Below are 23,119 nucleotides of genomic sequence, written 5' to 3'. Positions count from 1 at the left end.
GGGGGCTGGGTTTTCTCGCTAACCGCTTTTCTGGTTGGGGGGCGGCCCCCCCCCACCTACATCCATGTGGGGTGGGGGGGGCCCCCCCCCCCCCCCCCCCCCGCGGGGGGGGCGGCCCCCCCCACCACCGCAGAAGACCCACCAGGGCGGCCCGCGCCTCGTCCTGCGCTCCCAGCACCCGCGCGGCGTGGAACAAGAGATCCTGGCATTCCTGCTGGTCCACCGCGCCCTGCGTGACCTGATGCACCAGGCCGCCCACCGGACGGACTGCGATCCGGACCGGATCTCCTTTACGCGCACCCTGCGAGTCGCCCGCCGCCAGGTCACCGCCCAGGCAGCGCTTTCCCTCCTCATTGCTCGCTCTGACCCTCGCCCGCAGCCAGCGCGAGATCACTGAACGGCTCTTGTCAGTACGGCAGTTACGCGCCAGCCCTCCGTGTCATCAAGCGCAAAATGTCCAGGTGGGCCCTGAAGTGCGCCAAGCATCACGGTCCACCCCGAACCGCTCCTGCCGCCGTCACCTGGTCGGGCCAACCAAAGCCAGCCCGACCTGCCGGAAACAACCTAAATCACACACGTTCAAGGCCGAACTGATTGAGCCTCATGGACCGTGGCGGGACTTCGACGAGGTTAACTCTGCCCACAGAGGTGGGTTATCCGTGCACAACAGCGCGTCACCGGGAAGCGGTTACCACGACGCCGTACTGCTCTGCGAGCACAGCCGCCTGGGTTCGGTTCTTGACCTCCAGTTTGGCCAGAAGGTCGCTCACGTAGTTCTTCACGGTGGCCGGACTCAAGTGAAGATGGATCGCTATGTCTGCATTGGTCATCCCGCGCCCCAGACACAGGAGGAGCTCCTGCTCCCTACCGTTGAGCTGCCTGGGAAATTTCACAACGGCGGCTGCCCGTTCTTCTCGTGACACCATCTGCTCGACACCGGGGAAGAAAACTTTGCCACCAGCGGCGGCAACCCGGATCGCATCAATGAGAAGTCGTCCCGGAGTGTCGCGAGTAAGGTAGCCGGCGACCTTATGGCCGTAGGCGCCGTACAGGAGCTCATGCGATTCCCGTGGCGCCAGAACGACAATTCCGGGCCCCTGTGGTGATGTCGTCCATTCCGCGACGGTGGCTGGCAGGCCGGTCGCCCGCTGACCCAGATCCAGGATGATCAGATCAGGCCTCTCGCGCATTGCGACCGTGCCGATCTCCGCGAAATGACAGTCAGCCACCACCTCGACACCCCCCTCTCCCTCGATGATCAGGCGAAGGCCCAATCGCACGAGACCTTCATCGCTTGCTATCAGAATGCGGAACATGTCCCCCCAAAAAAGGCGGGCGGCAGCCCCGTGCCATACCACCCGCACGGCAATCCTAGGCCGATTCGTATGCGAGCAAGAAACATTCGCCCAGTCGTTCACCTGCCTCGTTCGTCAGGAGGAGACCAGCCCCGTCGGGCGACGGGGTCGAGCCAGCCGCCCGACGGGGTGAACACCTGCTGTTCAGCTCTGGAATCCCGTTGAACGGGGCGGAAGGATCAAGGGCAGGGAGCTTCGCCGCCCGTGGATGATCCGCGGGACCGGGGCATGCTCCGTTGAGACCCGACAAGGGGAAACGATGAGTCAGAGTGTGATGCCTCGCGCCGTACGCGCGGCTGCTCTTCCGGCCGCCGTCTTCGGTGCGCTGATGGTTGCTGCGGTCGCAGCACCGAACTTCCTCAAGAGTGTTCTGGGGATGAGCGAGGACAGCGCCAGCTCGGTGTGGCGGGCCATCGACACCGGGATGGACGTCGCGTCGGCCGTCGGCCTGGTAACGGGTGGCCTCGCGGTCGGCTCGGTCGTGATCTGGGGGCTGAAGCGTGCGCTGAAGTCCGGCGGCAAGAAGGCCGCAGTCGCGTAGTCGGCAACAGGGTTGAGGCCGGGGTGCCCGTTGGAGCCGGGCACCCCGGCCTCGGTCCGATTCTAGGTGGGACACGGAACAGCCGAGGACCGGGGGATGATGGGCAACGGGAAGCCGCGCGGTGCCGTCGGGACGGCGAAACCGAGCCTGTGGCACCGCCGACGCGGTGTGCTGGCGGCCGGAGTCCTGATCTGGTCCGCATCCTTCGCCGCAGGCTGGTGGTACTGCGGCCCGCCACCGGACGACCTTGCCGCAGTCAGGCCGGAGCCGGGAGTGGACCTGTTCGCCGAGATCCTGCTGCGCAACGTGGGCGTGGCGTCCGCGCTGTGGCTGTCAGGCTTGCTGACCGCCGGTATCGGAGTAACAGCGGTGGCTCTCGCCATCGGCGCGATGGCCGGCTTCAGCTGGGGACAGGCCCTGCCTGTCCTGGGGCTCGGTTCCGTGGTCCGGCATGTCATGCCGCACATGCTGCTGGAGCTCTTGGCCATCGGAATCGCCGTGGGTGCCGGCCTGGTGCCGCTGCCATCCCTATGGCGAACCGTTGTTGGAGCGGGGAGGACCGACTGGCGTGTGGGAATGACCGATTCGGGGCGGCTGTGGGGGCTGTCCCTGGTGATGCTGACGGTAGCTGCGGGGGTGGAGACATGGATCAGTACCTGACATCGGAACCTGACCGGCAACAGCAGCTGTGGCTGCTCTCACGGCGGGGACACACCTGGACAGTCGTTTCGCTACTCGTCCTCGTAGCAGGTTTCTCGATGCCGATCTGGGCGTCCCTGCGTGGGGAGATCGCCGATCGCCTGCCCGACACCGCACCGGGTGCCATCACTATCGGAGCCGCCGTCAGTTGGACCGCTGTGACGATCGGCAATCTGGCCACGGTCGGCGTCCTGATGGCCGTGATGGGCACGCTGGGAGCTGGGCTCGCCCGCTGGATCGGCGGGACCAGGGACTTCGCCCGTGCCCGCCGGGCGTTCGCTCTAGGATGGGCCGGATTCGTGGCGCTGCGGGCCGGGGGCTGGTTGCTGGTCGGGCTGTTGTCAGCCCGCCCGGTCGCTTCCGCGGTGCCCTCGGTGACCCGGGCCGACGCGGGTGTCCTGTTGATGCTCCCGCTCTCGGTGGTCATCGCCTGGCGGCTGTGCGAACTTCCGCTCCGAAAGGCGCTGTTCGTCGGCGGGGCTCTCGGTGGCGTCTTCGCCGCGGCATGTTTCCTGCTCGCCGCCTTCTAGGCCCTGGTCACGACCTTCATGACGTACTGAGAGAGTGAGAGCCGGTGTTCACGCGTTTTCTGTTCACGGTTGTCGGCAACCGGCGCTTCCTGCACTGGTCGATCCGGTGCTGGGTCGCGCTGGTCGACGGCCTGGCCAGACCGTGGGTCCGTGTGGTCGCGGGTAGTTGCGCGGTGCTGGCCGGTGCGTTCGCGATGGTTCGGTTCCTTTGGTTCCGCCGTACGGCCGACGAAACCCTGCAGATCCTGTCGGAACCCGGAGCAGTGGGCAGTGACCCTCATCAGGTGATGCAGATCGCCGAGTTGATGAATGTGCTGTGGCTCGCGTCGGGGGTGGTCCTCATCGGGCTGGGCCTCCTGGTGGCCGTCGCCGGATCGGGAAGCGTCGTCCTCATCGTCGGCGGCATCCTGTGGTGGACACCGCTGGCCATGGTCGGACAGCAGATGCCTTCGGCCGCAGGTCTGCACACGATCGGCGCCGTGTTCATAGCGGCCTCGGTCGCGGCCACCGTGCTGACGCCCGCCCAGAGCGCCGCACGCGGCAGTGTGCGGCGGCGAACGAGCGCTTCCGAAAGCGACGATGGCGATGCGTAGGGTTCCGGCGGTGCGACGTCGGCTGACGGCTGTTTCCGCCTTGGTCGCCGCCGACGTGCGTCGGCAGCTCAACATGCAGTTGGGGCTGTCGAATTCGGCAGACCAGCGGCGCCTGCTGGTGGTGACCCTGATCGCCACCGGTGCGGCGGCGGCCGTCGGCGTGTGTGCCCTGCTGGGCGGCGTCCTGGGCACCATCTCTCCCGTGACCGCCTCGCCGACCGAGGTCTCCGCATGGCTTTGGGCTCCCTCGGCGGCCTACCTTCTGATCCAGCTGCTCCACGCGGACCCGGCCACCGCCCGCAGCCTGGTCGCACCCCGCGACCGTGAGGTTCTCCGCACACTTCCGGTGAGCCTTCCGATGTTGGTGACGGCCCGTCTGATCGTGCCCGGTCTTGCGGTGGCCACCGCTGGCTGCGCGCTCGGCGCCGCGATCGCGGTCCCCTGGCTCACCTCGTCCCAGGCGGGCACGGCTCTCCTCTGCCCCGTCCTGTTGAACCTGGCCGGGGTCCTCTACAGCGGCGCCCTCATGCGCATGCTGTTGATCGCCTGGCTGATGCGGCCGGTGGTCCGGGTGGCCCATCTCCAGCGCTGTGTACTGGCCGTGCTGGGCGGCGCCATCGCGGGCGCGTGGGTGGGCCCTGTCCTCCGGGCGCTCGGCGACGCCCCCGACACTGCGAGCACCTTCGCGGCCCGACGGGTCGAGGGCATCCTCGCGACAGGACGGCCCGCACTGTGGGCAGACCTCTTCGACCCCGGTGCAGCCCCGTGGACCGCCGTCGGCTACAGCGTGGCGGCCGCTGCTCTCGTCACCACGACCCTACGGCGGGTCCGGACTGTGGAACACGCCGAGGTACCACGCCGGAGCGGCCTGGAACCGGGGCTTTACCGAGGCGGTATCGGCAGGATTTCGCCGACTCCGTCGGGCGCACAGACGATGGTGCTGCGTCTGGCCTGGCTCCGGCTGAACCGGGCCGATCCTGCGGTGGTCGGCGGAGCCGCCCGATTGCACCGTTTCAGTCTGCTGGTCGGTGCCGCATGCATCGCCGCCGTTGCGCGCCTCGGTGAGGCGCCCTGGAAGCTTCCCGTTCCCGCGCTCGTGGGCGTCCTGGTGACCCTCGCGTTCGTCGCGACCAGCGAAGTCGTGCAGGTATGCGGCATCGAATCCGAACCACGGACGTGGGAGCTCCTCCGGCAGACTGCACTGCCCTCCGGGGCCTGGCCGGCGGCCCGGACCGGTGCGGCCGCCCTGGGGATCCTGACGATCACATCGCCGTGCTACCTGGGGATCGCCGTGCTGTGCGGAACCTCCGGCAGCGCATGGCTACCGGTGGCACTCGCGCTTCCGGTCGTCGCCCTGGGCGCGGGCGGCGGCTTGGTCCTCACCTGGTATGCCGTTCCGCGGACCGAGCGCTTCGAGAACGGCCGCGTACAGCGCCACGGATCCGCGGAGATCGTCGAGGGGATCCTGACGATAGTCCTGCTGTCACCGGCCACCGCGGGCTGCCTGGCCTCCTACACGTTCCTCTCCGGGTCCGCGGCCGACTGGACCGGTGCCCTCGCGGAGGTCTCGCTCCTCGTCGCGTTCGTTGTCACGCTGGCCAAGGTCCGCGACGCCGAACTCCCCTCCGCCCGTGTGTTCGTCAACCCGAGGAGATCGTCGTGATCGACATCAAGTCGCTGACCGTTCGCCGATCCGATGCCGAAGTGCTCCGGCACCTCACGCTGCGCATCGATCCGGGCCACGTGGTCCGGATCGCCGGCCCCAACGGGTCCGGGAAGAGCACCCTGTTGAACGTGCTCGCCGGGCTGCACCGACCGGACGAGGGAGACGTCCTGGTGGACGGGCACCCGGCCGGAGACCGTGCCGCACGTCAGCGCACCGGGTATCTCCAGGAGCCCCACCCCCTCTACGACTACCTGTCGGTCGGCGAGCACATCGCCCTCGCAGCCGGTCTGTGGGGACGCCGGTCCGGGGACCTGGCCGACCGGGCCGATCGCCTGGGAATCGGAGAGCGACGAGACCAACTGGCCGGTCATCTCTCCCTCGGGCAACGGAAGAAGCTCGGCCTGGTCGTCGCCACGGCCCACGACCCCGCTCTGGTCCTCCTGGACGAACCGCTCAACGGACTCGACGACCAGGCGGTACGACAGGTACGGGACATGATCGGAGAATGGCGGCTGGAAGGACGCACCGTCGTCCTCACCTCCCACCTGGTGGACCCTCTGGCAGACGTCGTCGATCTGACCGTGCACCTCGATCGGCCGACCCCGGCGGTGTGCGGTGATTGAGGTCAAGAACCTGGTCATGCGCTACGGCGACCACCCCGTCCTCGACGACCTGTCGTTCCAGGCCCTCCCTGGCCGGGTCACCGGCCTGCTGGGCCCGAACGGCGCCGGCAAGTCCACCGTGATGCGGATCCTGCTCGGTCTCAGTACACCGGACTCCGGCACCGCGACCATCGGCGGACGCCCCTACCAGGGCCGGACCCGACCACTGACCGACGTGGGCGCCCTCCTCGACGGATCCGCGGCCGACCCCCAGCGCTCCGCCCTGGCCCACCTCCAATGGCTCGGCCGCACCAACGGACTGCCGAACCACAGGCCGGCCGAGGTCCTGGAACTCGTGGGTCTCACGCCTGCGGCCAAGCGCAAGGTCGGTGGCTACTCGCTCGGAATGCGCCAGCGGCTCGGCCTTGCGGCCGCGCTGCTCGGAGATCCCCGGGTACTCATCCTGGACGAGCCGGTCAACGGCCTCGACATCGAGGGAACCCGCTGGCTGCGCGACCTCCTCCGCCGGCTCACTCGTGAAGGACGCACGGTACTGCTCTCCAGCCACCTCATCTCCGAACTGGCGGTCACCGCCGATCAGATCCTGGTGATCGGCCGCGGTCGCCTGCTCGCAGACCGTCCCGTCGACCAGCTCACCAACCTGAGCAGCCCCCGGACACGACTGCGCTGCCCCAGGATCGACGAGTTCGCGCCGGTCATCACCGGTGCCGGTGGCGAGCTCTCCCAGCAGGGCCGGGAATGCGTAGTGTCCGGCCTGGCCGCCGAGAGGATCGGCGACCTCGCGGCCGCGCACGGCTTCCCCATCCACGAACTGGCCCCGGTGAGAACAACCTTGGAAGAGGCGTACCTCAGCCTCACGGAACAGGCCGCCGAGTACGTCACACGGATTCCGGCCACGGAGGCGACCCATGCGTGACGCCCTGGCCGGAGAGTGGCTGAAGCTCCGCTCTGTCTCCTCCACCTACTGGCTGGCGGCGACAGCCGTCCTGACCACCACCCTCCTCGGAATCCTGGTCTGCGCGCTACTGGGCTCCGACTATCGCGGACTCGACGCCGAACAGCAGGAAGCGTTCGACCCTGTGGGCCTCTCCTGCACGGGAGTGCAGTTCGGCCAGCTCGCCATCGTCATCCTCGCGGTCCGCGCCGCCGGATCCGAATTCACCACCGGCCTGATCCGGATCTCCCTGGCCGCCGTACCCGACCGCCGAACCTTCCTGACCGCGAAACTCATCACTCTCGCCCTCGTCGGCCTCGGCTGCGGCCTGCTCTCCGGCATGCTCTCCGTGGCACTCGGCACTGCGACACTGACCCACGGCAGCACCCTGCTCCTCACCCCCGAGGGGATCCGCTCCTGTCTGGGAAACGCCGCCTACTTCGCCCTGTTGGCAGCGTTCTCCGCAGCCGTGGCCATCATGGTCCGCCGCACGCTCACCGCGCTGGGCATCCTCCTGCCGCTCTTCTTCGTCCTCTCCGGCACGCTCGGCGTATCGGACCGGCTCCGCCCCTACAGCCGGCTGCTCCCGGACCGTGCCGGCCTGCGCCTGATGCAGATCCACCAGGAGAGCGGCGACCTGCCGCCCATGGCCGGAGGTCTCGTCATGCTGCTGTGGACCGCGGCCGCCATCGTCCTCGGATGGTGGAGCCTGCGTACGAAGAACGTCTGAGAAATTGTTGGATAATCGGGTGATCACTCGTTCTTGAGGTCGTCGGCGAGGCGGCGTGCTGCTTCGGTCTCGATGGGGCCGCGGGGTTCGATCGTCTCGTCGGCGAGGCGGGCGGCCATGAGGCGGATCATGGCGACCTTGATCATCGCTTCGGCGTGCGCGGTCTTGCGCTCGTAGTCGCGTGCCAACCGTCTGCACCGTCCCAACCAGGAGGTTGGGTCGGCCGCACGGCGAGGTGCCTGCTCGTGGCGGGTCCTTTTTCGCGCGGCCTCCCGCCGAACCGGACATGATGGTTTCGCTGGCGCGACGCATCGGGGACTTCCCACAGCCTGAGCGTGCCGACCTCCCAACTCGCGGCGGCCATGCGGGCCGACATCGCCCACGGCCGGGCGCCGCTGACACTTGGCGACCTGGTCGATCGCTGGTCGTCCCTGCCGGTACGGTCCGCCAAGCCGGGAGCATCAACGTTCCCCAACCGCGGGCCACTCGACCGCCACGTGCTGCCTCGCCTTGGCAACAGGATCGCCATCACGATCACCCGAGCAGACGTCGAGCGCCTGATGTCAACCCTGCACGCCGACGGCCAGCCGAGCGTCGCCGCGATCAATAGCGCCCTCGCTGCTCTCAAGCGCGCCCTAGAACTCGGCGTCCGCCACGGATACCTGCCGAGCAACCCCGCCCTCGGCGTTCGACCGATCCCCCGGCCGGCCTGAGCTCCGGCACGACACCGCCAAGCTCTGGCTCCCTCCCCCGCACAGTGTCGTCATTGAGACGTGTGCGGGGGGGATAAACCATGAAACCCGAAATGCGACACAGGTCGCACATTCGAACGGGCAGAAAGAAGGAATGAAGATGACCATGAAGACTGCAAGGCAGATCCAGGTGATATATGTCCCGCGTATGGATAGAGGACCGCGTCAACCATGCCGACTTCAAGTCGGCAGTAGCAAAAGCGAAGTCCAGCGGCCGTAAAGCCCCTGGCAGGTATCGAGTTCGGTGGTACGACCCGGACGGCCAGGCTCGCATGAAGACCGTCCAGCGCACGGTCGATGCCGAGGTCACTCGAACTGAGATGGAGGAAAAACTTGGCAATGGAACCTATCGAGACCCATCGGCCGGCCGCACGAAGTTCGCGGAAATTGCCGAAGAATGGTTCACCTCCAAGCTCAATGCGAAGCGTTCAACCCGCACTAGGTACCGAATCGCGCTTGACACCTACGTTCTTCTCAAATGGGGGACGACGTCGGTTGCAAGGATTCAGTTCGATGGCATCGCCAAGTGGCTCGGCGGCATCCTCGCTGACTCCGTGGCCAATGGAGAGGCTCTGTCGGCCAGTTCCATTCGAAAGATCCACGTCGTCCTTAAGGGCGTGCTGGATTACGCAGTGCGAGCTCGCCGGATCGCCTACAACCCGGCGATCGGAATCCCGCTCCCGCGCTATGTCCCGCCAGAGCACGTCTATCTGGACAATGTGCAGGTAGAAGACCTGGCCGACGCCTGCGGCGAGTACCGAACCCTGATTCTCTTCCTTGCCTACACGGGGGTTCGCTGGGGCGAGGCAACCGCGATCACGGTAGGCCGTGTAAATCTCGCCACCCGACGTGTACGGGATTGCTGAAACGTGGAGTCGAGACAAGACCGGGCTATACCTCGACACCCCGAAGAACCATGAACGCCGCTCGGTCCCGGTACCTGCGTTTCTCCTCAAGGAACTCGAACTCTTGATGGCTGACCGCAAACCGGACGACCTTCTATTCACTGCCCCCGAGGGTGGGACGTTGATTGTCGGCAATTTTACGCGCCGACGTTTCAAAAAGGCCCTAGAGTCCGCCGGCCTCGCAGCCCTCGGCATCACGCTCCACAAGCTGCGCCACACTGCGGCTTCCCTGGCAATCGCAAGCGGCGCCGACGTCAAGGTGGTCCAGACCATGCTCGGCCACAAGACCGCGACTCTGACGCTGGACACGTACGGTCACCTCTGGCCGGACCGTCTGGACGAGGTGTCGGACCGGCTCGACAGCCAGCGGTCGAAGGTGCTCAAGCTGGCGAAGAAGAAGGCCGAGAAGGCGCAGAAGAAGGCGGCCAAGCTCGCCGCCGAAGTCGCTGCGCTGGAGGCAGCTGCGAACGCCCCCGCGGCGTGATGTGTTCTAAATGTGTTTTGGGCCCTGGTGCCAGCTCCTTCGAGCTGACACCATGGCCCTCTGACCTGCATGTTTGCTGTGGGCGCGGACGGTTTCGAACCGCCGACATCTGCTTTGTAAGAGCAGCGCTCTACCACTGAGCTACGCGCCCCCGGCGTGGCCCGGTGGGCGCACGACGAGTGCCCAGGGTACCTGGTCCTGGGGGCTGGTGTGGCGCGGGGCGAGGGCCGGGGTGCCGGTGGGGAGGGGGGATCGGGGAGAATGGGCGCGGATCAGCCGGGTCGGAGCAGGGAGCGCGCAGTGGCGGTGGCCGGCGGGAGCGGGCGGCGGGCGGGGAGTGCGCTGGGCGAGGCGCTGGTGTTGCCGGTGGTGCTGGCGGGTGCGTTGGGGGCGGTGGTGCTGGCGTCGGCGGGCAGTGGTGGCTGGTGGGGGCGGCGGGGCGGCGGGGACGGTGTGCGGGCGGAGGCCCGGGAGGCGCGGGCCGCGGCGCAGGAGGCGTTCTACGAGCTGGACGAGACGCAGCGCGAGCTGCAGCTGGCGGTGGAGACCGTCCGGGCCGCCGAGGAGAGGGCGGCGGCGGAGCGGGCGCTGGCCGAGCTGCCGGCGATCTCCGGCCGGGTGGAGCAGGTCACGGTGAACTACCTGGCCGCGCTGGACGCCCACGATCTGGACCGGGAGGAGCTGGACGCCGGTTCGGCCGCGCAGGCCCGTCGGCTGCTGGCGGACGTGCAGGGTCAGCTCCGGTCCGCCCGGGCCGAGCTGTCGGACTTCCTGCGCCGCCTCCAGCCCGTCCTGCAGCACGCCGAGCAGCAGCTGATGCGGGTCACCCCGGCCGTCGAGCAGGCCAAGCGCGCGCTGCTCGGGGCGACGACGACGCTGGACGAGGTGCGCGGCGCGGGGCTGCGGGCCGACGACCTGGCCGCCCGGCTGGCCGAGCTGGCGCCGGAGCTGGGGCGGCTGAACGAGGGTGCGGCGCGGCACGGGGTGGCGGCGACGCTGCACCGGGCCGAGGAGGTCCGGCGGCGGGCCGAGGCGATCACCGCGGACGCCGCCCAGTTGCCCGAGCGGGCCCGCGAGTTGGACCGGCGGGTGTCCAGTCTGCGGACCCGGATCCAGGCGCTGGAGACCAAGGCGGCGACGGTCGATCCCGCGCTCAGCGAGCTGCGCCGCCGGTTCAGCACCGCCTGCTGGCAGGACCTCCAGCGGGTGCCGGAGCAGGTCGCCGAGGCCGGCCGGGCCGCCGAGCGCAAGCTCGCGGACGCCGCCCGGGCCCGGGACGAGCAGCGTTGGGCGGACGCGACGGCGGCGATCGGTACGGTCCGCGCGCTGTTGGACACCGCGGACGGCTCGGTGGTCGCCGTGAACGACCGGCTGCGGCAGTTGAACGAGGTGCAGCACGACCCGACCCGGGAGGTGGAGCGCGCCCGGTTCGCCGTACGGGACGCCCAGCGCCTCGCGATGGCCGGCCGCACCGCGCCGGACCCGCGGCACGCCGCCCCGCTGGACGAGGCGGTGGCCCGGCTGGACCGCGCGCTGGCGACCCTCCAGGCGGCCGGCCGGCACCCCGACTACTGGCACTTCCTGACGGAGCTGGCGGCGGTACGGGAGACGGCGGCCCGGGTGATCGGCATGATCCGCGGCGATCTCGGCCAACAGCGCTGAGGCGACCGGCACTCGGTACCCTGCCGGTATGCCACGCTACGACTTCCGCTGCCGCTCCTGCGGCGCCACCTTCGAGCTCCGCCGCCCGATGGCCCAGGCCAACGACCCCGCCGTCTGCCCGCAGGGCCACCCGGACACCGTGAAACTGCTGTCCACCGTCGCCGTCACCGGCGCGGCCGGCGGCGCGCCGCAGCAGGCCCCGAGCGGGGGCGGCTGCTGCGGCGGCGGGTGCTGCGGCTAGGGGCCGGCTAGGTCCTGTCCGGCCGATCTTGGCGGATCAGCGCGCGGCTCCCCCAGCCTTCGGCCGGGAGGTACCCCCACTTCGCGCCCGGCTGGGCGTGCGCCCGAGTCGGCCTCGTACTGGATGTACTTGGGCGATTCGGGCGTGCGTCCAGGCGGGATGCCCGGCGTCGCGCGCCCGGCAAGATCGGCCGGACAGGGCCTAGACGGACGGGGCCGGGACGGCGGCGAGGAACCGGCGGACGATCTCCTCCCCCGCCGTCACCCCCACCTCGGGGAGGGCGGTGACGCCGGGGGCGGTCCACCCGCTGTCGGCCAGTTCGCCGTGCCCCGGCCGCCAGCCGGCGTCGGCGGCGAGCAGCAGGTCGGCGTCCAGCAGCGAGTCCCCGGCCGCCAGCACGGTGCCCGCGCCGCTGCGCCGGACGGCCTCGGCGAGCGCGGCGCTCTTGGTGAGCGGCTGCGGCACCGCGTACACCTTGCGGCCCTGCAGCGAGATCCGCCAGCCGCGTTCGGCGCACCAGCCGGTCAGCTCCGTCAGCCAGCCGCCGGGCAGCCGGTCGCGCTCGACGACCAGGTAGACGAACCGCTCGTCGGCGATCCGCCGCTTGTGGGTCCACTCCGGGTCGGCGCTCAGCGCCAGCCGGTGCACCACCTCGTCCAGCGGCGCCGAGCCGGCGGCGATCCGCGCGGTGATCTCGTGGCGCCAGTCCGGGTCGGGTCGGTCGTCGACCAGCAGCTGGCCGCCGTTCGCGCAGATCGCGTACGTCGGCCGCGGGCCGGGCAGGTTGACCCTCCGGTACTGCTCGACGGTCCGGGTGGTGGCGGGGGTGAAGCGGGCCCGGCGGCCGAGTTCGGCCAGCAGGGCGGCGGCCCGCTCGGTCAGGTAGGACAGCGGCCGCCCGTCCAGCAGCTCGACGCAGAGCAGCCGTGGCGCCAGGTGGTCCGGCCCGGACAGGGCCAGGGCCCGGTCGGAGTAGATGAGCGTACGGTCCAGGTCACTGGCCACCAGCACATCGGCGGCGCCGGTAGGGCCGGCAAAACCGACAGGACCCACGGCACCGGCCATCAGGACTCCCTCCCCACCGTCGGGGCAGCCGCCACGGCCCGCCCGCTCGCGCCCGTCGCCCCCCGACTGTACCGGGGGTGAATCAACCCCACGCAGCTGTACGGCAGTTCGTCCACCTCCTCGACCGGGACCCCGCGCTGCGCGGCGAGCAGCCGGACGTGGTCGAGGTCGGCGCCGACGCCGCGCCGGGCCAGCACCCGCCAGGGCACCCGGCGCAGCAGCACCCGGGTGGTCTCGCCGACCCCCGGCTTGACCAGGTTGACGTCGTCGATCCCGTACTCGGCGCTGATCCGCTCCACGGCGGCCCAGCCGACCCAGTCGGGCGTGCGGTCCGGGTCGGCGGCCAGTCGGCCGGCCTGTTCGACCGCGTGGGACCGGACCGCCCCGAACCGGGCGGACACCGCGGCGAGGAAGTCCTCCGAGACGTCGCCACCGGCCAGCTCGGCGTAGTGCTTGGCCCCGTGGAAGTCCTCGGGGCCGATCAGCCCGGCCCGCAGCACGGTGCGTGAAACCAGCCCGGACACCGTGGAGTTGAGACAGGCGGAGGGGATCAGGAAGTCGTCCCGGGTGCCGTACGTCCGGACGCAGTGGCCGGGGTCGGCGAGCACCGCGAGGTCCGGGTCGAAGCCGGTGTCGGCCAGTGCGGCGGTGAGTTCGCGGGTGATCGCGCCCTTGCCGGTCCAGCCGTCCACGAACACCACGTCGGCCGCCCGGTGGTGGGCCGCCAGGTAGCGCAGGGCGACCCGGTCGATGCCCCGGCCGCGGACGATCGACACCGCGTAGTGCGGTACGTCCAGGCCGTGGGCGAAGGCCAGCCAGCGGCGGACCAGGATGCCGACCGGCGTTCCCGCCCGGGCCAGCGAGGCGAGCACCAGGCCGGGGCCGCGCTCGCGCAGCAGCGTCTCGGCGACGGTGCCGACGGCCAGCGCGATCCGTTCGGCGGAGCCGTGCAGCGCCCGGTGGAACAGCTCCTGGTACTCGGGGCTCGGCGTGTACTCGACCGGCAGCGACTCGGCGTAGTGGGCGCCGCCGTTCTGGACGGCCTCCTCACGCTCCTCGGTGGGGGCTTCGAGCGGGACGGCGGAGAGATCCTTGAGCAGCCAGGCCACCTCCTCCGGCCGGTACGAGGAGAAGGCCGGTCCGTACAGCGGGGCGGGCAGCGACGGCCGGCCCGACGACGGCCGCGCGGGCCGGTGCGAGGGCAGCACCGCGAGGACCACCCGGCCGGTGACCTGCCGCAGCTGGCGCAGCAGCGCGTACTCCCCCTGGTGCAGGGCCGGCGTGTCGGCTACGTCGTCCACCACCAGCACCACGGCGTCGAAGCGGCGGACCCCGTCGGCGCCCGGGGCGACGTTGTAGACGTAGCGCTCGCGCGAGCTGCCGTCCTGGGGGTCGTCGTGGGCGGGGAAGGCGAGCCGGGTGCGGATCGCGTAGCCGGGGTCGTCCACGGCGAGGACGGGCGAGCGGGTGGTGGTGGAGTAGCGGACGCGGTCGCCGCCGAGCCGCTGGGCGAGCGCCTCGGCCAGCCGCAGCGGCGCGTACATCAGCTCCTCGAAGCCGAGCACCAGCACCCGCTCCGCCGCCGCACCCGCGGGAACAGGCACCTCCGCACCCGCGGGAACAGACACCTCCGCACCCGGCGCCTCCACATCCGGCACGTCCGCTTCCAGCGCCTCCGCCAACTGCCCCGCCAGAGCGGGCAGTACGGCGTCGAGCCGTTCGCGGTCCCGCGCGGTGAAGCCGTGCCGGCCGCCGTCCGGCAGTCCGGCGGGCCAGTCCAGTCCGACCCGGACCAGCGGGGCCGGGTCGGCCGCCGGGGGCGGGGCGGCCGGGGGCACCGAGGCGATCAGCCGCTCGGCGCGGGCCACGATGTCCTCGGGCAGGGCGACGCCACCGCTCGCGGTGGCCACCACGTCCAGCCGGACGCCGAGTTCGGCGGCGGCCGCGGCCAGCCGGCGCCGGTCCTCTGCCGAGCGCAGGTCGACCAGGGTGACCACGAGGTAGTGGTCGCGCGGGTGGCGGCCGTGCAGTTCGCGGAGGGTGTTCAGGACCGTCCGGCCGGTCGAGAGCTCGTCGTCGACCAACACCAACGGGCCGTCTCTGCCCAGGAGTTGGGGGTCGGAGGGGAGCAGCAGGTGCCCGGTGGCGTGCGAGTGCTCCTCCTCGAAGCCACCCAGCGGCGGGATCCCGGGGACGGGGCGGCGGGTGGAGTGCAGGTAGGGCGCGTCCAGGCCGTCGGCGACGCTGTGACCGAGGCCGGTGGCCGTTTCGGCGTAGCCCAGGACGACGGCCCGCGCGGCCGCCTCGGGGCCGAGCAACTCGCGCACCCTGCGGCCGAGTTCGAGCCCGGAACCGTGCACCACGGCGGGCCGCTGCGGGACGTGCTTGCCGAGCACGCTGGAGACCAGCAGGTGGGCGCGCCTGGGGTTGCCGGAGCGCAGGGCCAGGCCGACGAGTTCGGGCAGCCGCTCCGACCCGGTCAGCGCCACCCCGGCCCGCTCGGCGACCCAGCGCCCGGTCCACGTGCTCTGCTGTACTGCTCTCTTCACTGCTGGTCCCGCCTTCGATGGTGCTCGGGTACTCGGGGCTCGGGCCTCGGGTCTCGGGTGCTCAAGGTGCTCGGGTGCTCAAGGTGCTCGGGTGCTCGTCGGTTTCACACGCGTCGGTCGGCCGGTCCACGCACGCCGTCCGGTCGGTTCGCAGGGCGATCAGCGGCCACGGCCACGCCCACGGACGTCAGCCGCACAGACAGGCCGACAGCAGCTCCGCGAAGCTCACGTCCTCCCGGGCGACCCCGAAGACCTCCGCCCGCAGCAGCACCCGCTCCGCCCAGGCCCGGTGCGGCCGGGCCTCGTTCATCTTGTTCGTGTACGCCGAGCGCAGTACCCCGCCGCCGCCCTGCTCCTGCCGGAGGATGTCGCGGGCGTCGCAGTACTCCTCGTGCGTGACCACGGAGAGCGCGTGCACGGCCGGGACGTGGCTGGGGTGGATGCAGGTCTTGCCCAGCAGGCCGTTGGCGCGGTCGAGTTCGATCTCCCGGATGAGCCCGTCCAGGTCGTGCTCGATGATCCGGCGGCGGACCTCCTCGCCGGAGGCCCGGGCGGTGCCGGCCGAGGCGGCGAACGGGGTGCGGCGCAGCTGGGGCTTGAACATCCGCTCCTGCACCGGGAAGTACTCCCAGACCGGTCCGGTCACGGTGTACCCGGTGCCGTCCGCCCGGCCGAGCACGTTGACCACGTCCCCGATCGCCGCCGCGACCAGCGCCACGTCGTACGCGGTGAGGTCGGGCGAGCGCCGCAGCCCGTACGCGGAGCAGAGGTCGGTGACGCCGAGCCGCACGGCGAGCACCCGTTCGCGGTGGTCGGCGAGCAGTTCGGCGATGCCGAGGAGGTGGGCGCGCCTGGTCTCCAGGTGGGCGAGTTCGGGCGACTCCAGGACGGGCATGGCGAACAGCCGCTGCCCGGTGGCGGCCTCCGCGGCGGCGAGGGCGGTCAGGTAGGCGCCGCCGCTCTGCGGGGTGAACTTGGGCAGCACGAAGCCGCTCAGCAGTCCGACGGCCGGACCGAGCCGTTCGGCCAGGTCGAGGATCTGCTCGGCGGCGCGGACCCTGATGAAGAGAAGGGGGTGTTCCTGTGTCGAGTCGGTGAAATCATTGACCAGGTCTGTCAGCTGCTCGATCAGGTTCCGCTCGCCCGCGTCCACCTCGTGGTCGGCGATCGCGTCCTCCAGGCAGAGCACCATCGAGACCACGCCCCGCGCGGCCTGCTTCCGGATGTCGGCGGCCAGGACGGGCCTGGTGGCGGGGCTGTAGAGGGTGCCGCCGAGGGCGGTGGCGAGCACCGCGGGCTCGCTCCGCGCGGTGAACGTCCGCGGCTGCTCCAGGAACAGCCGGGAGCGGACGTCGTCGGCGAGGTGGCCGAAATGGCGCAAGGTGCCCTCCTCGGGATGGTCGGCCCCCGGCCCGCGGTCCCACCTGGTCGCACCCGGTCCCACCCGGTCACACCGCGGACGGACTCCCCCACCGGCCCCGGAGCCGGCCCCCGGAGACCTGATCGAACGCCCATCGTACGAACGGTTTCCGGCCGTTCCCGGCGTCGGGGCACTGAACTCCCGGAACATCCGGTATGACTCCCGGGACGCCCGGCCCGACTCCCGGGACGTCCGGTCCGACGCCCGGCCCGACGCCCGGAACGTCCCGTCCGGGTCACGCAGCGCGCCGGGTCCGCTCGGACCCGTCACCCGACGATCGGACGGACCTCGCCCGCAAACCTCGGTCCGGCGCAATTCTTGGCAAAGTCCACCCCCGTACCGACGGTCCCGGTCACGTTGTCCGAAGGGGTGGCGAACAGGCAGGATGGTCCGCTATGACGCACGTGATGGCCAAGGGCGCCAACATCGCACTGCCGGCGGCGGCGGTCCGCGCCGTGCTGCGCTGGAGCGCCACGCCCGGTGCGCCGGACGTGGACGCATCCGCGCTGCTGCTCGGCGCCAACGGCAAGGTCCGTTCGGACGCCGACTTCGTCTTCTACAACCAGCCGCGGCACCCCTCCGGGATGGTGCGCCACCTGCCCAAGCAGCACACCTCCGGCGGCGCCGAGATCATCGACACGGTCGAGGTCGAACTCGCCAAGCTGCCCGCCGAGGTGGACCGGGTGGTGCTGGCCGGCTCCTCCGAGGGCGGCCCGTTCCGCGCCGTCCCCGGGCTGCGGCTGCTGCTGTTCGACGCCGCGAGCGGTGAAGGCGCGCCCGCGCTGGCCGAGTTCGCGATCGCCGACGCCGAGAACGTCTCCGCGCTGGTCGCGGGCGAGCTCTACCGGCGCAACGGGAGCTGGAAGTTCCGGGCGATCGGCCAGGGCTACACCTCCGGGCTGATCGGCCTGGCCACCGACTTCGGCATCACGGTCGACGACGAGGCGGAGGATCCGGCGGCCCCGGCAGCCTCAGCGGCCCCCGTGTCCGCCACCACCGCGACGCCCACCGGCGCGGTCGACCCGCGCGCCACCCCGCTGCCCGACCCGCGTTCCGAGACCCGGCCCGAGCCCGGCACCTTCACGCTGACTCCGGCCGTCCCGCACGCCCAGGCTCCGGCGCAGTCCCCGGCGGCTCCTGCCACCCCGGCTCCGGCCTCGACGCCCGCACCCGTTCCCGCGTCGACGTCCGCGTCCGCACCCACCTCCGCACCCGCCACGAGCGGCCCGGCCACCGCACCGCCCGCCGCACCGTCGACCCCGCCCCCGCCGGTGGCCCCGCCCACCGTGCCCCCGAACGTCCCCCCGGCCCCGCAGGCCCCGCCCGCGCCGCCGGCGCACCGCCCGGACGGCTACGGCTACCCCCAGGCGCCGCACCAGCCGCAGCACCAACCCCAGCAGCAGCCCGGCACCGGGTACGGCTACCCGCAGCAACCCCAGCCCGCGACCGGCTACGGCTACCCGCAGCCCAACCAGCCCTACCCGCCGCAGCCCCAACCCCAGCCGGGCACCGGCTACGGCTACCCCCAGGCGCCGCACCAGCAGCCGCACCCCGGCAGCTACGGCTACCCGCACCAGCAGCAGCCCGGCACCGGTCAGCAGCCGCCCGTCCCGCCGCAGCCCCCGACCTCGGCACCGGCACCGACGCCGACCGGCGAGGAGTTCGCACTGCCCCCGCAGGGCCCGCAGTTCCAGCCCCACTGAGCAGCCGACACCGAAGCCCCGCCGAGTCACACCCGGTGGGGCCCCACCGAGCCCGCACCTGGTAGGGCCCCGCCGAGCCGGGGGGGCTCAGTCCCCGCCCCCCGGCTGCTGCCCCTTGTACCCCCGCTGCCACTGCATCCCGAAGCCGTACAACCGGTCGATGTCCGCCTGGAACCCGTTGACGTACCTCACCTCGCGACGCACCGTCAGCTGGTTGTCCCCGCCGTTCTCGATCAGCACCACCGCGCAGGAGCGCGCCGCCCGGGCCCGCTCGTCCAGCTTGATCTCGATCCGCGGCCCGGTCTGCGGCACGATCGTTATCACCGCGTGGGTCTGCTCGAAGGCCGGGGTGCCGTCGTAGATGTAGACGAAGATCAGCAGCCGCTTGAACTTGTCCTTCTTCTCCAGGTTGACGTACATCGTCTCGCCGGACGGCGCCCCGTACTGGTCGTCGCCGCTGAGCTTGATGTACGGCGCTTCCCGCAGGTCGCCGAAGAGTTCACCGAGCGGCTGCACCACGCCCCGGGTGCCGTCGGAGAGTTCGTACATGCAGGCCAGGTCGAGGTCGACGTTCAGCTGCTCGTTGCTCCCCGGCGAGTCCGGCTCCAGCGGGCGGAAGATCCGCGGGCTGAAGAACCGCTTGACGGTGTCCCGGGTGCTCGGCCGGTTGGCGCCGGAACGCATGGTCCAGTGCAGGTTGACGTAGAGGTAGCCGGTGGTGGCGGCGGAGCCGGTGATCGCGTGCTGCGGCGCCGACTTGGTGAGCGTGACCTTGTGCTGCCCGCCCGGGTTGTCGAAGGTGTAGCTCTTGTCCCCGCGCAGGTACTCCCAGATCGAGACCATCCCGTCCTCTCCCCCTGCCTCCGCGGCCGGGTCCGGCCGTCTGACGATCCGCCGGTCCATGATCGGGCATCCACCCGGCCGACGGATACCCGGACTTCCCCTTTCCCTACCCCGCCGGGGTGTTCCCGCGCAGCCGTGCCCCGAACCGGTGGGTCGATTGGCCCCGGGAAGCCGCCCTCCCGTAACATGCCGCCCCTTCGGACGCGATATCGTCTAGCCGCACAGGTGTCCCGTCCGCCCTTGCGCGGGCGCGGTGGGCACGCCGTGCGGTGACGAACGAACCGTCAGGCGATGCCCGCACGACGGGGCCTGACCGCCTGTGTCGCACCGTGTACCTGTCCCCTGCGGAAACCCGAGGCCCGACCCGCAATGAACCTGACCTCCATACAGCTGGTCTGGACCGTCGTCGGCGGCGCAGCCCTGCTGTTCGTCGCCATCCTGATGGCGACGCTGCGATTCAAGAGCTCGAAGAAGGACGAGGCCGGCGACTCCTGGGAGCGCAGCGAGGAGCGTCGCCGTCGCAAGGAGATGATCTACGGCATCTCCTCGTACACCCTGCTGTTCTGCTGCGCCGGCGTCGCGGCCGCGCTGTCGTTCCACGGTCTGGTGGGCTTCGGCATCGAGAACCTGGGCCTGTCCAACGGCTGGGAGTACCTCGTCCCGTTCGGCCTGGACGGCGCCGCGATGTTCTGCTCGGTGCTCGCCGTCCGCGAGGCCAGCCACGGTGACGCCGCGCTCGGTTCCCGCCTGCTGGTCTGGGTGTTCGCGATCGCCTCGGCCTGGTTCAACTGGGTGCACGCCCCGCGCGGCGACGGCCACGCCGGTGCCCCGCAGTTCTTCTCCGGCATGTCGATCTCGGCGGCGATCCTGTTCGACCGGGCGCTGAAGCAGACCCGCAAGGCCGCCCTGCGCGAGCAGGGCCTGGTGCCGCGTCCGCTGCCGCAGATCCGCATCGTCCGCTGGCTGCGCGCCCCGCGCGAGACCTACGCGGCCTGGTCGCTGATGCTGCTGGAGAACGTCCGCAGCCTGGACGAGGCGGTCGAGGAGGTGCGCGAGGAGCGCCAGGCGAAGATGGACGCCAAGGTGCGCGCCCGGTCCGCGGACCGTCGCGAGCGGGCCGAGCTGAAGGCCATCTCCCGCCAGGGCGGCATGCTCTCCCGGGCCCGCGGCGGGCGTCAGGTGCCCGCGCTCACGGCGGCCGGAGACGGCCCGAGCGCTACGGAGCCTGCCCTAGCCGCCGGGAGCGACCAGGCCACCTCCACCACCGCGCAGGACCGCTACACCTCGTCGAGCCCGTCGAGCTCGTCCGCCCCGCTCGGCTCGTCCGCCTCGGCCGGCCTGCGGGAGTCGGCCTCCCTGGACTCCGGCTACCGGCCGCGTGCCGCCGTCGGCTCGTCCTACTCCTCGACGTCCTACTCCTCGACGTCCTCGACGTCCTCGACCTCTTCGGCCTCGGGCTCGTCCTCGACCTCGGGCTCGACGGACCCGCTGTCCTCGTCCTACCGCAGCTCGACCATCGACCTGACGGCCGACGACGACACCCTGTCGATGCCGAAGCTGGACTCGCTGGAGCGCAAGCTGCGCGCGATCGAGCAGCAGCTGGGCTGACCCCGGCCCGAGGGCCCACGACGGAGCAGCACCACCGCAGGAACAGAGCGGACGAACACGAAGCGGCCGCCCCCGGGACGAACCCGGGGGCGGCCGCTTCGCACAGTCGACGAACTACCGTTCGCTGCCGACCAGTTTCTTCTCCTCGCCGGCCCCCGCACGCCGGTTGCGCAGGATCGAGGAGCCCAGGGCCAGTCCGATGAAGGCGACCCCGATCAGGCCGGTGACGATCTCCGGGATGTGGTACTTGATCCCGACCAGCAGGATCACCGAGAGCGCGCCGATCGCGTAGTGCGCGCCGTGCTCCAGGTAGACGTAGTCGTCCAGGGTGCCCTTGCGGACCAGGAAGACGGTCAGCGAGCGGATGTACATCGCGCCGATGCCGAGGCCCAGGGTGATCTGGAAGATGTCGTTGGAGACCGCGAAGGCCCCGACCACGCCGTCGAAGGAGAACGAGGCGTCCAGCACCTCCAGGTAGAGGAAGAGGAAGAACGCGGCCTTGCCGCCGACCTGGAGGATCGACTTGCCGGCCTTCTCGGCCTCCTCCTCGCGCTCGGTCTCCTCCTCCAGGCCCGATTCGAAGATCGAGGAGAGGCCGCCGACCGCGAGGTAGGTGATCAGGCCGAGCACCCCGGCCAGCAGAACGGTTTCGGCGTGCTCGGCCGCCAGGAAGCGCGAGGCCAGCACCAGGGCGACCAGGGCGACGACGCTGGAGAGCGCGTCCAGCTTGCCGACCTTCTCCAGCGGGCGCTCCAGCCAGCCCAGCCAGTTGTGCTCCTTCTCGTCGAACACGAAGTCGAGGAAGATCATGAGCAGGAAGACGCCGCCGAAGGCCGCGATGGCCGGGTTGGCCGCCTCCAGGTACTGGCCGTAGGTGAGGCCGTCGTGGGTGTGGTCGGAGTGCAGCGCGAGGTCGATGACCGTCGCCGGGTTGAGCTTCGCGGTGAGGCCGACCACCAGCAGCGGGAACACCAGGCGCATCCCGAAGACGGCGATCAGCACACCCACCGTCAGGAAGATCTTCTGCCAGTACGGGTTCATCCGCTTCAACACCGTGGCGTTGACCACCGCGTTGTCGAAGGAGAGGGAGATCTCCAGGATGGAGAGGATCAGCACGATGCCGAAGCCTTGGGCTCCCCAGAGCAGTCCGGCCGCGATCAGGCCCAGGGCGGTGATCGCGAACGACCAGCCGAATGTGCGGAGGAACACGGGAGTTGGCTACCTTTCGGGTTCTGGCCGTGTCGGGGGCGGCCTGGTCCCGAGACGCCTGACCGGGCCGGGCCCGGTCAGGTCACCCCCGCACTGCCCTCTGTTCTCATGATCGTTCGGTCGTTGACCATTGATCGTCTGATCGTCGATCGATGTCGAGTGCGATAAGTCCGATTTACGCCCTTACTGTACGTTGACGCCGAAGTCGAGCGCGATCCCGCGCAGGCCGGAGGCGTAGCCCTGGCCCACCGCGCGGAACTTCCACTCACCCGCGTACCGGTACAGCTCGCCGAAGATCATCGCGGTCTCGGAGGATGCGTCCTCGGACAGGTCGTAGCGCGCGATCTCCTGGCCGTCGACGGAGTTGACGACCCGGATGTAGGCGTTGCGCACCTGTCCGAAGTTCTGCAGCCGGGCCTCGGCCTCGTAGATCGAGACCGCGAAGACCACCTTGTCCGCCTGGGCCGGGACCAGCTCCAGGTTGACCAGGATCAGCTCGTCGTCACCCGTGTCGTCGCCGCCCACGAGGTTGTCGCCCTGGTGCTCCACCGAGCCCTCGGGGCTCTTGAGGTTGTTGTAGAAGACGAAGTACTCGTCACCGAGCACCCGTCCGCCGCCACAGATCAGGGCACTCGCGTCGAGGTCGAACGGTGCGCCCGTGGTCGAACGGGCGGACCAGCCGAGGCCGATCCGGACCTGCGTCAGGTTCGGCGCGGCCTTGGTGAGCGAGACGTTCCCGCCCTTGGCGAGCGTGACCACCATGGTGTTCTTCCTCCCTTGCTTCTCCCGGGGCGCCATACAGGTTTAGTCCCCCGCGGCCCCGGCCGGCCCGCTTCGGCCGGCTGAACTTCCTGAACTCACATCCTCGCAGCGCACCGGGCCCCGACGAAGCCGGGGCGGGGGCCGCCCGCCCCAACGGGCGGGGGGGGCCCCCCCGGGAGCCCCCCAAACAAGCGGCCCCCGCGGGGGGCGCACATTGTGGCGCAGACGAGGGGGGGGGGGGCGGG

At 70.8% G+C, this 23,119-nt stretch carries 22 protein-coding genes, 1 tRNA gene and 2 pseudogenes; 16 read left to right on the top strand and 9 right to left on the bottom strand.

What is annotated here, in order from left to right; genetic code table 11:
- Positions 1 to 133 precede the first annotated feature (133 nt).
- Positions 134 to 397: pseudogene (locus tag ACIP4P_RS13355) on the top strand (IS4 family transposase); the annotation flags it as partial.
- A 277-nt stretch (positions 398 to 674) separates the two neighbouring features.
- Here the strand turns inward: ACIP4P_RS13355 and ACIP4P_RS13350 are convergent.
- Positions 675 to 1,316 (bottom strand): LuxR C-terminal-related transcriptional regulator, encoded by a 642-nt coding sequence (locus ACIP4P_RS13350; RefSeq protein WP_400917458.1) that lies wholly within the window; start codon positions 1,314 to 1,316, stop codon positions 675 to 677.
- 298 nt (positions 1,317 to 1,614) lie between these two features.
- Between ACIP4P_RS13350 and ACIP4P_RS13345 the strand changes: the two genes are divergently transcribed.
- The 8 genes from ACIP4P_RS13345 to ACIP4P_RS13310 all read left to right on the top strand — a co-directional run bounded on the left by ACIP4P_RS13345 (position 1,615) and on the right by ACIP4P_RS13310 (position 7,671).
- Positions 1,615 to 1,896: a hypothetical protein gene (locus ACIP4P_RS13345; protein ID WP_400917457.1), complete on the top strand. Its 282-nt coding sequence runs from the start codon at positions 1,615 to 1,617 to the stop codon at positions 1,894 to 1,896.
- Positions 1,897 to 1,992: 96 nt separating this feature from the next.
- Entirely contained in the window at positions 1,993 to 2,556 is a 564-nt protein-coding gene (locus ACIP4P_RS13340; RefSeq protein WP_400917455.1) for a stage II sporulation protein M, read from the top strand.
- Positions 2,541 to 3,125, top strand: a complete 585-nt coding sequence (locus ACIP4P_RS13335) for a hypothetical protein (RefSeq protein WP_400917453.1) — start codon at positions 2,541 to 2,543, stop codon at positions 3,123 to 3,125. Before ACIP4P_RS13340 ends, ACIP4P_RS13335 begins: the two co-directional genes overlap by 16 nt.
- A 44-nt stretch (positions 3,126 to 3,169) precedes the next feature.
- Positions 3,170 to 3,718: a hypothetical protein gene (locus tag ACIP4P_RS13330; RefSeq protein ID WP_400917452.1), complete on the top strand. Its 549-nt coding sequence runs from the start codon at positions 3,170 to 3,172 to the stop codon at positions 3,716 to 3,718.
- A gap of 10 nt (positions 3,719 to 3,728) precedes the next feature.
- Positions 3,729 to 5,381: a hypothetical protein gene (locus ACIP4P_RS13325; protein ID WP_400917450.1), complete on the top strand. Its 1,653-nt coding sequence runs from the start codon at positions 3,729 to 3,731 to the stop codon at positions 5,379 to 5,381.
- Complete coding sequence (locus ACIP4P_RS13320) at positions 5,378 to 6,007, top strand: ABC transporter ATP-binding protein (protein ID WP_400917449.1); 630 nt, start codon at positions 5,378 to 5,380, stop codon at positions 6,005 to 6,007. Before ACIP4P_RS13325 ends, ACIP4P_RS13320 begins: the two co-directional genes overlap by 4 nt.
- Positions 6,000 to 6,923 carry an ABC transporter ATP-binding protein gene (locus ACIP4P_RS13315; protein WP_400917447.1) on the top strand — a complete coding sequence of 308 codons (924 nt, stop codon included), beginning with the start codon at positions 6,000 to 6,002 and terminating at the stop codon, positions 6,921 to 6,923. The genes ACIP4P_RS13320 and ACIP4P_RS13315 overlap by 8 nt, the downstream gene beginning before the upstream one ends.
- Positions 6,916 to 7,671 carry an ABC transporter permease gene (locus ACIP4P_RS13310; RefSeq protein ID WP_400917445.1) on the top strand — a complete coding sequence of 252 codons (756 nt, stop codon included), beginning with the start codon at positions 6,916 to 6,918 and terminating at the stop codon, positions 7,669 to 7,671. The genes ACIP4P_RS13315 and ACIP4P_RS13310 overlap by 8 nt, the downstream gene beginning before the upstream one ends.
- 23 nt (positions 7,672 to 7,694) lie before the next feature.
- On the opposite strand, the pseudogene ACIP4P_RS13305 reads toward ACIP4P_RS13310, so the two are convergent.
- A pseudogene (locus tag ACIP4P_RS13305) lies at positions 7,695 to 7,883 on the bottom strand (IS5/IS1182 family transposase); the annotation flags it as partial.
- Positions 7,884 to 8,006: 123 nt separating this feature from the next.
- Here ACIP4P_RS13305 and ACIP4P_RS13300 point away from each other — a divergent pair.
- The 3 genes from ACIP4P_RS13300 to ACIP4P_RS13290 all read left to right on the top strand — a co-directional run bounded on the left by ACIP4P_RS13300 (position 8,007) and on the right by ACIP4P_RS13290 (position 9,812).
- Positions 8,007 to 8,384: a hypothetical protein gene (locus tag ACIP4P_RS13300; protein WP_400917443.1), complete on the top strand. Its 378-nt coding sequence runs from the start codon at positions 8,007 to 8,009 to the stop codon at positions 8,382 to 8,384.
- A 311-nt stretch (positions 8,385 to 8,695) separates the two neighbouring features.
- Positions 8,696 to 9,289, top strand: coding sequence for a tyrosine-type recombinase/integrase (locus tag ACIP4P_RS13295; protein ID WP_400917441.1), 594 nt, complete (start codon positions 8,696 to 8,698; stop codon positions 9,287 to 9,289).
- The gene (locus tag ACIP4P_RS13290) at positions 9,273 to 9,812 is read left to right on the top strand and encodes a tyrosine-type recombinase/integrase (protein WP_400917439.1); all 540 of its coding nucleotides are present in this window, start codon (positions 9,273 to 9,275) and stop codon (positions 9,810 to 9,812) included. Before ACIP4P_RS13295 ends, ACIP4P_RS13290 begins: the two co-directional genes overlap by 17 nt.
- A gap of 79 nt (positions 9,813 to 9,891) precedes the next feature.
- Here the strand turns inward: ACIP4P_RS13290 and ACIP4P_RS13285 are convergent.
- Positions 9,892 to 9,963 (bottom strand) — tRNA-Val (locus tag ACIP4P_RS13285).
- Positions 9,964 to 10,073: 110 nt separating this feature from the next.
- Between ACIP4P_RS13285 and ACIP4P_RS13280 the strand changes: the two genes are divergently transcribed.
- Both ACIP4P_RS13280 and ACIP4P_RS13275 read left to right on the top strand, forming a co-directional pair.
- On the top strand, positions 10,074 to 11,474 hold the full coding sequence (locus ACIP4P_RS13280; protein ID WP_400917437.1) for a hypothetical protein: 1,401 nt from the start codon (positions 10,074 to 10,076) through the stop codon (positions 11,472 to 11,474).
- A gap of 28 nt (positions 11,475 to 11,502) precedes the next feature.
- Positions 11,503 to 11,715 (top strand): zinc ribbon domain-containing protein, encoded by a 213-nt coding sequence (locus tag ACIP4P_RS13275; RefSeq protein WP_350511075.1) that lies wholly within the window; start codon positions 11,503 to 11,505, stop codon positions 11,713 to 11,715.
- Between the two features lie 201 nt (positions 11,716 to 11,916).
- Here the strand turns inward: ACIP4P_RS13275 and ACIP4P_RS13270 are convergent, their stop codons facing one another.
- The 3 genes from ACIP4P_RS13270 to ACIP4P_RS13260 form a co-directional block, all read right to left on the bottom strand.
- Entirely contained in the window at positions 11,917 to 12,780 is an 864-nt protein-coding gene (locus ACIP4P_RS13270) for an HAD family hydrolase (protein WP_400917436.1), read from the bottom strand.
- A complete protein-coding gene (locus tag ACIP4P_RS13265; RefSeq protein ID WP_400917434.1) occupies positions 12,780 to 15,329 on the bottom strand; it encodes a phosphoribosyltransferase in 2,550 nt (849 codons plus the stop codon). The genes ACIP4P_RS13270 and ACIP4P_RS13265 overlap by 1 nt, the downstream gene beginning before the upstream one ends.
- Before the next feature lie 187 nt (positions 15,330 to 15,516).
- Complete coding sequence (locus ACIP4P_RS13260) at positions 15,517 to 16,710, bottom strand: HpcH/HpaI aldolase/citrate lyase family protein (protein WP_400917432.1); 1,194 nt, start codon at positions 16,708 to 16,710, stop codon at positions 15,517 to 15,519.
- A gap of 434 nt (positions 16,711 to 17,144) precedes the next feature.
- Between ACIP4P_RS13260 and ACIP4P_RS13255 the strand changes: the two genes are divergently transcribed.
- Positions 17,145 to 18,452: a TerD family protein gene (locus ACIP4P_RS13255; protein WP_400917430.1), complete on the top strand. Its 1,308-nt coding sequence runs from the start codon at positions 17,145 to 17,147 to the stop codon at positions 18,450 to 18,452.
- A gap of 87 nt (positions 18,453 to 18,539) precedes the next feature.
- Here the strand turns inward: ACIP4P_RS13255 and ACIP4P_RS13250 are convergent, their stop codons facing one another.
- Positions 18,540 to 19,295, bottom strand: coding sequence for a Tellurium resistance (locus ACIP4P_RS13250; protein ID WP_350511070.1), 756 nt, complete (start codon positions 19,293 to 19,295; stop codon positions 18,540 to 18,542).
- 369 nt (positions 19,296 to 19,664) lie between these two features.
- Here ACIP4P_RS13250 and ACIP4P_RS13245 point away from each other — a divergent pair, with 369 nt between their 5' ends.
- Positions 19,665 to 20,903, top strand: a complete 1,239-nt coding sequence (locus ACIP4P_RS13245; protein ID WP_400917428.1) for a DUF2637 domain-containing protein — start codon at positions 19,665 to 19,667, stop codon at positions 20,901 to 20,903.
- A 114-nt stretch (positions 20,904 to 21,017) separates the two neighbouring features.
- On the opposite strand, the gene ACIP4P_RS13240 is transcribed toward ACIP4P_RS13245, so the two are convergent.
- Together ACIP4P_RS13240 and ACIP4P_RS13235 are read right to left on the bottom strand one after the other, a co-directional pair.
- Positions 21,018 to 22,112 carry a DUF475 domain-containing protein gene (locus ACIP4P_RS13240; protein WP_400917426.1) on the bottom strand — a complete coding sequence of 365 codons (1,095 nt, stop codon included), beginning with the start codon at positions 22,110 to 22,112 and terminating at the stop codon, positions 21,018 to 21,020.
- A gap of 183 nt (positions 22,113 to 22,295) precedes the next feature.
- Positions 22,296 to 22,874, bottom strand: a complete 579-nt coding sequence (locus ACIP4P_RS13235) for a TerD family protein (RefSeq protein ID WP_350511067.1) — start codon at positions 22,872 to 22,874, stop codon at positions 22,296 to 22,298.
- Positions 22,875 to 23,119 lie beyond the last annotated feature (245 nt).

This window comes from Kitasatospora sp. NPDC089509 (assembly GCF_044749365.1).
Lineage (GTDB): Bacteria > Actinomycetota > Actinomycetes > Streptomycetales > Streptomycetaceae > Kitasatospora.
The sequence above is the reverse complement of the archived record's forward strand: the minus strand, read 5'-3'. Positions and strand labels throughout refer to the sequence as shown.

What these genes read in the sequence shown, in the direction of transcription:
- ACIP4P_RS13350 (WP_400917458.1), bottom strand. Translation starts at nt 1,316, where the DNA reads ATGTTCCGCATTCTGATAGCAAGCGATGAAGGTCTCGTGCGATTGGGC.
- ACIP4P_RS13345 (WP_400917457.1), top strand. Translation starts at nt 1,615, where the DNA reads ATGAGTCAGAGTGTGATGCCTCGCGCCGTACGCGCGGCTGCTCTTCCG.
- ACIP4P_RS13340 (WP_400917455.1), top strand. Translation starts at nt 1,993, where the DNA reads ATGATGGGCAACGGGAAGCCGCGCGGTGCCGTCGGGACGGCGAAACCG.
- ACIP4P_RS13335 (WP_400917453.1), top strand. Translation starts at nt 2,541, where the DNA reads ATGGATCAGTACCTGACATCGGAACCTGACCGGCAACAGCAGCTGTGG.
- ACIP4P_RS13310 (WP_400917445.1), top strand. Translation starts at nt 6,916, where the DNA reads ATGCGTGACGCCCTGGCCGGAGAGTGGCTGAAGCTCCGCTCTGTCTCC.
- ACIP4P_RS13295 (WP_400917441.1), top strand. Translation starts at nt 8,696, where the DNA reads ATGAAGACCGTCCAGCGCACGGTCGATGCCGAGGTCACTCGAACTGAG.
- ACIP4P_RS13280 (WP_400917437.1), top strand. Translation starts at nt 10,074, where the DNA reads ATGGGCGCGGATCAGCCGGGTCGGAGCAGGGAGCGCGCAGTGGCGGTG.
- ACIP4P_RS13275 (WP_350511075.1), top strand. Translation starts at nt 11,503, where the DNA reads ATGCCACGCTACGACTTCCGCTGCCGCTCCTGCGGCGCCACCTTCGAG.
- ACIP4P_RS13270 (WP_400917436.1), bottom strand. Translation starts at nt 12,780, where the DNA reads ATGGCCGGTGCCGTGGGTCCTGTCGGTTTTGCCGGCCCTACCGGCGCC.
- ACIP4P_RS13255 (WP_400917430.1), top strand. Translation starts at nt 17,145, where the DNA reads ATGACGCACGTGATGGCCAAGGGCGCCAACATCGCACTGCCGGCGGCG.
- ACIP4P_RS13250 (WP_350511070.1), bottom strand. Translation starts at nt 19,295, where the DNA reads ATGGTCTCGATCTGGGAGTACCTGCGCGGGGACAAGAGCTACACCTTC.
- ACIP4P_RS13245 (WP_400917428.1), top strand. Translation starts at nt 19,665, where the DNA reads ATGAACCTGACCTCCATACAGCTGGTCTGGACCGTCGTCGGCGGCGCA.
- ACIP4P_RS13235 (WP_350511067.1), bottom strand. Translation starts at nt 22,874, where the DNA reads ATGGTGGTCACGCTCGCCAAGGGCGGGAACGTCTCGCTCACCAAGGCC.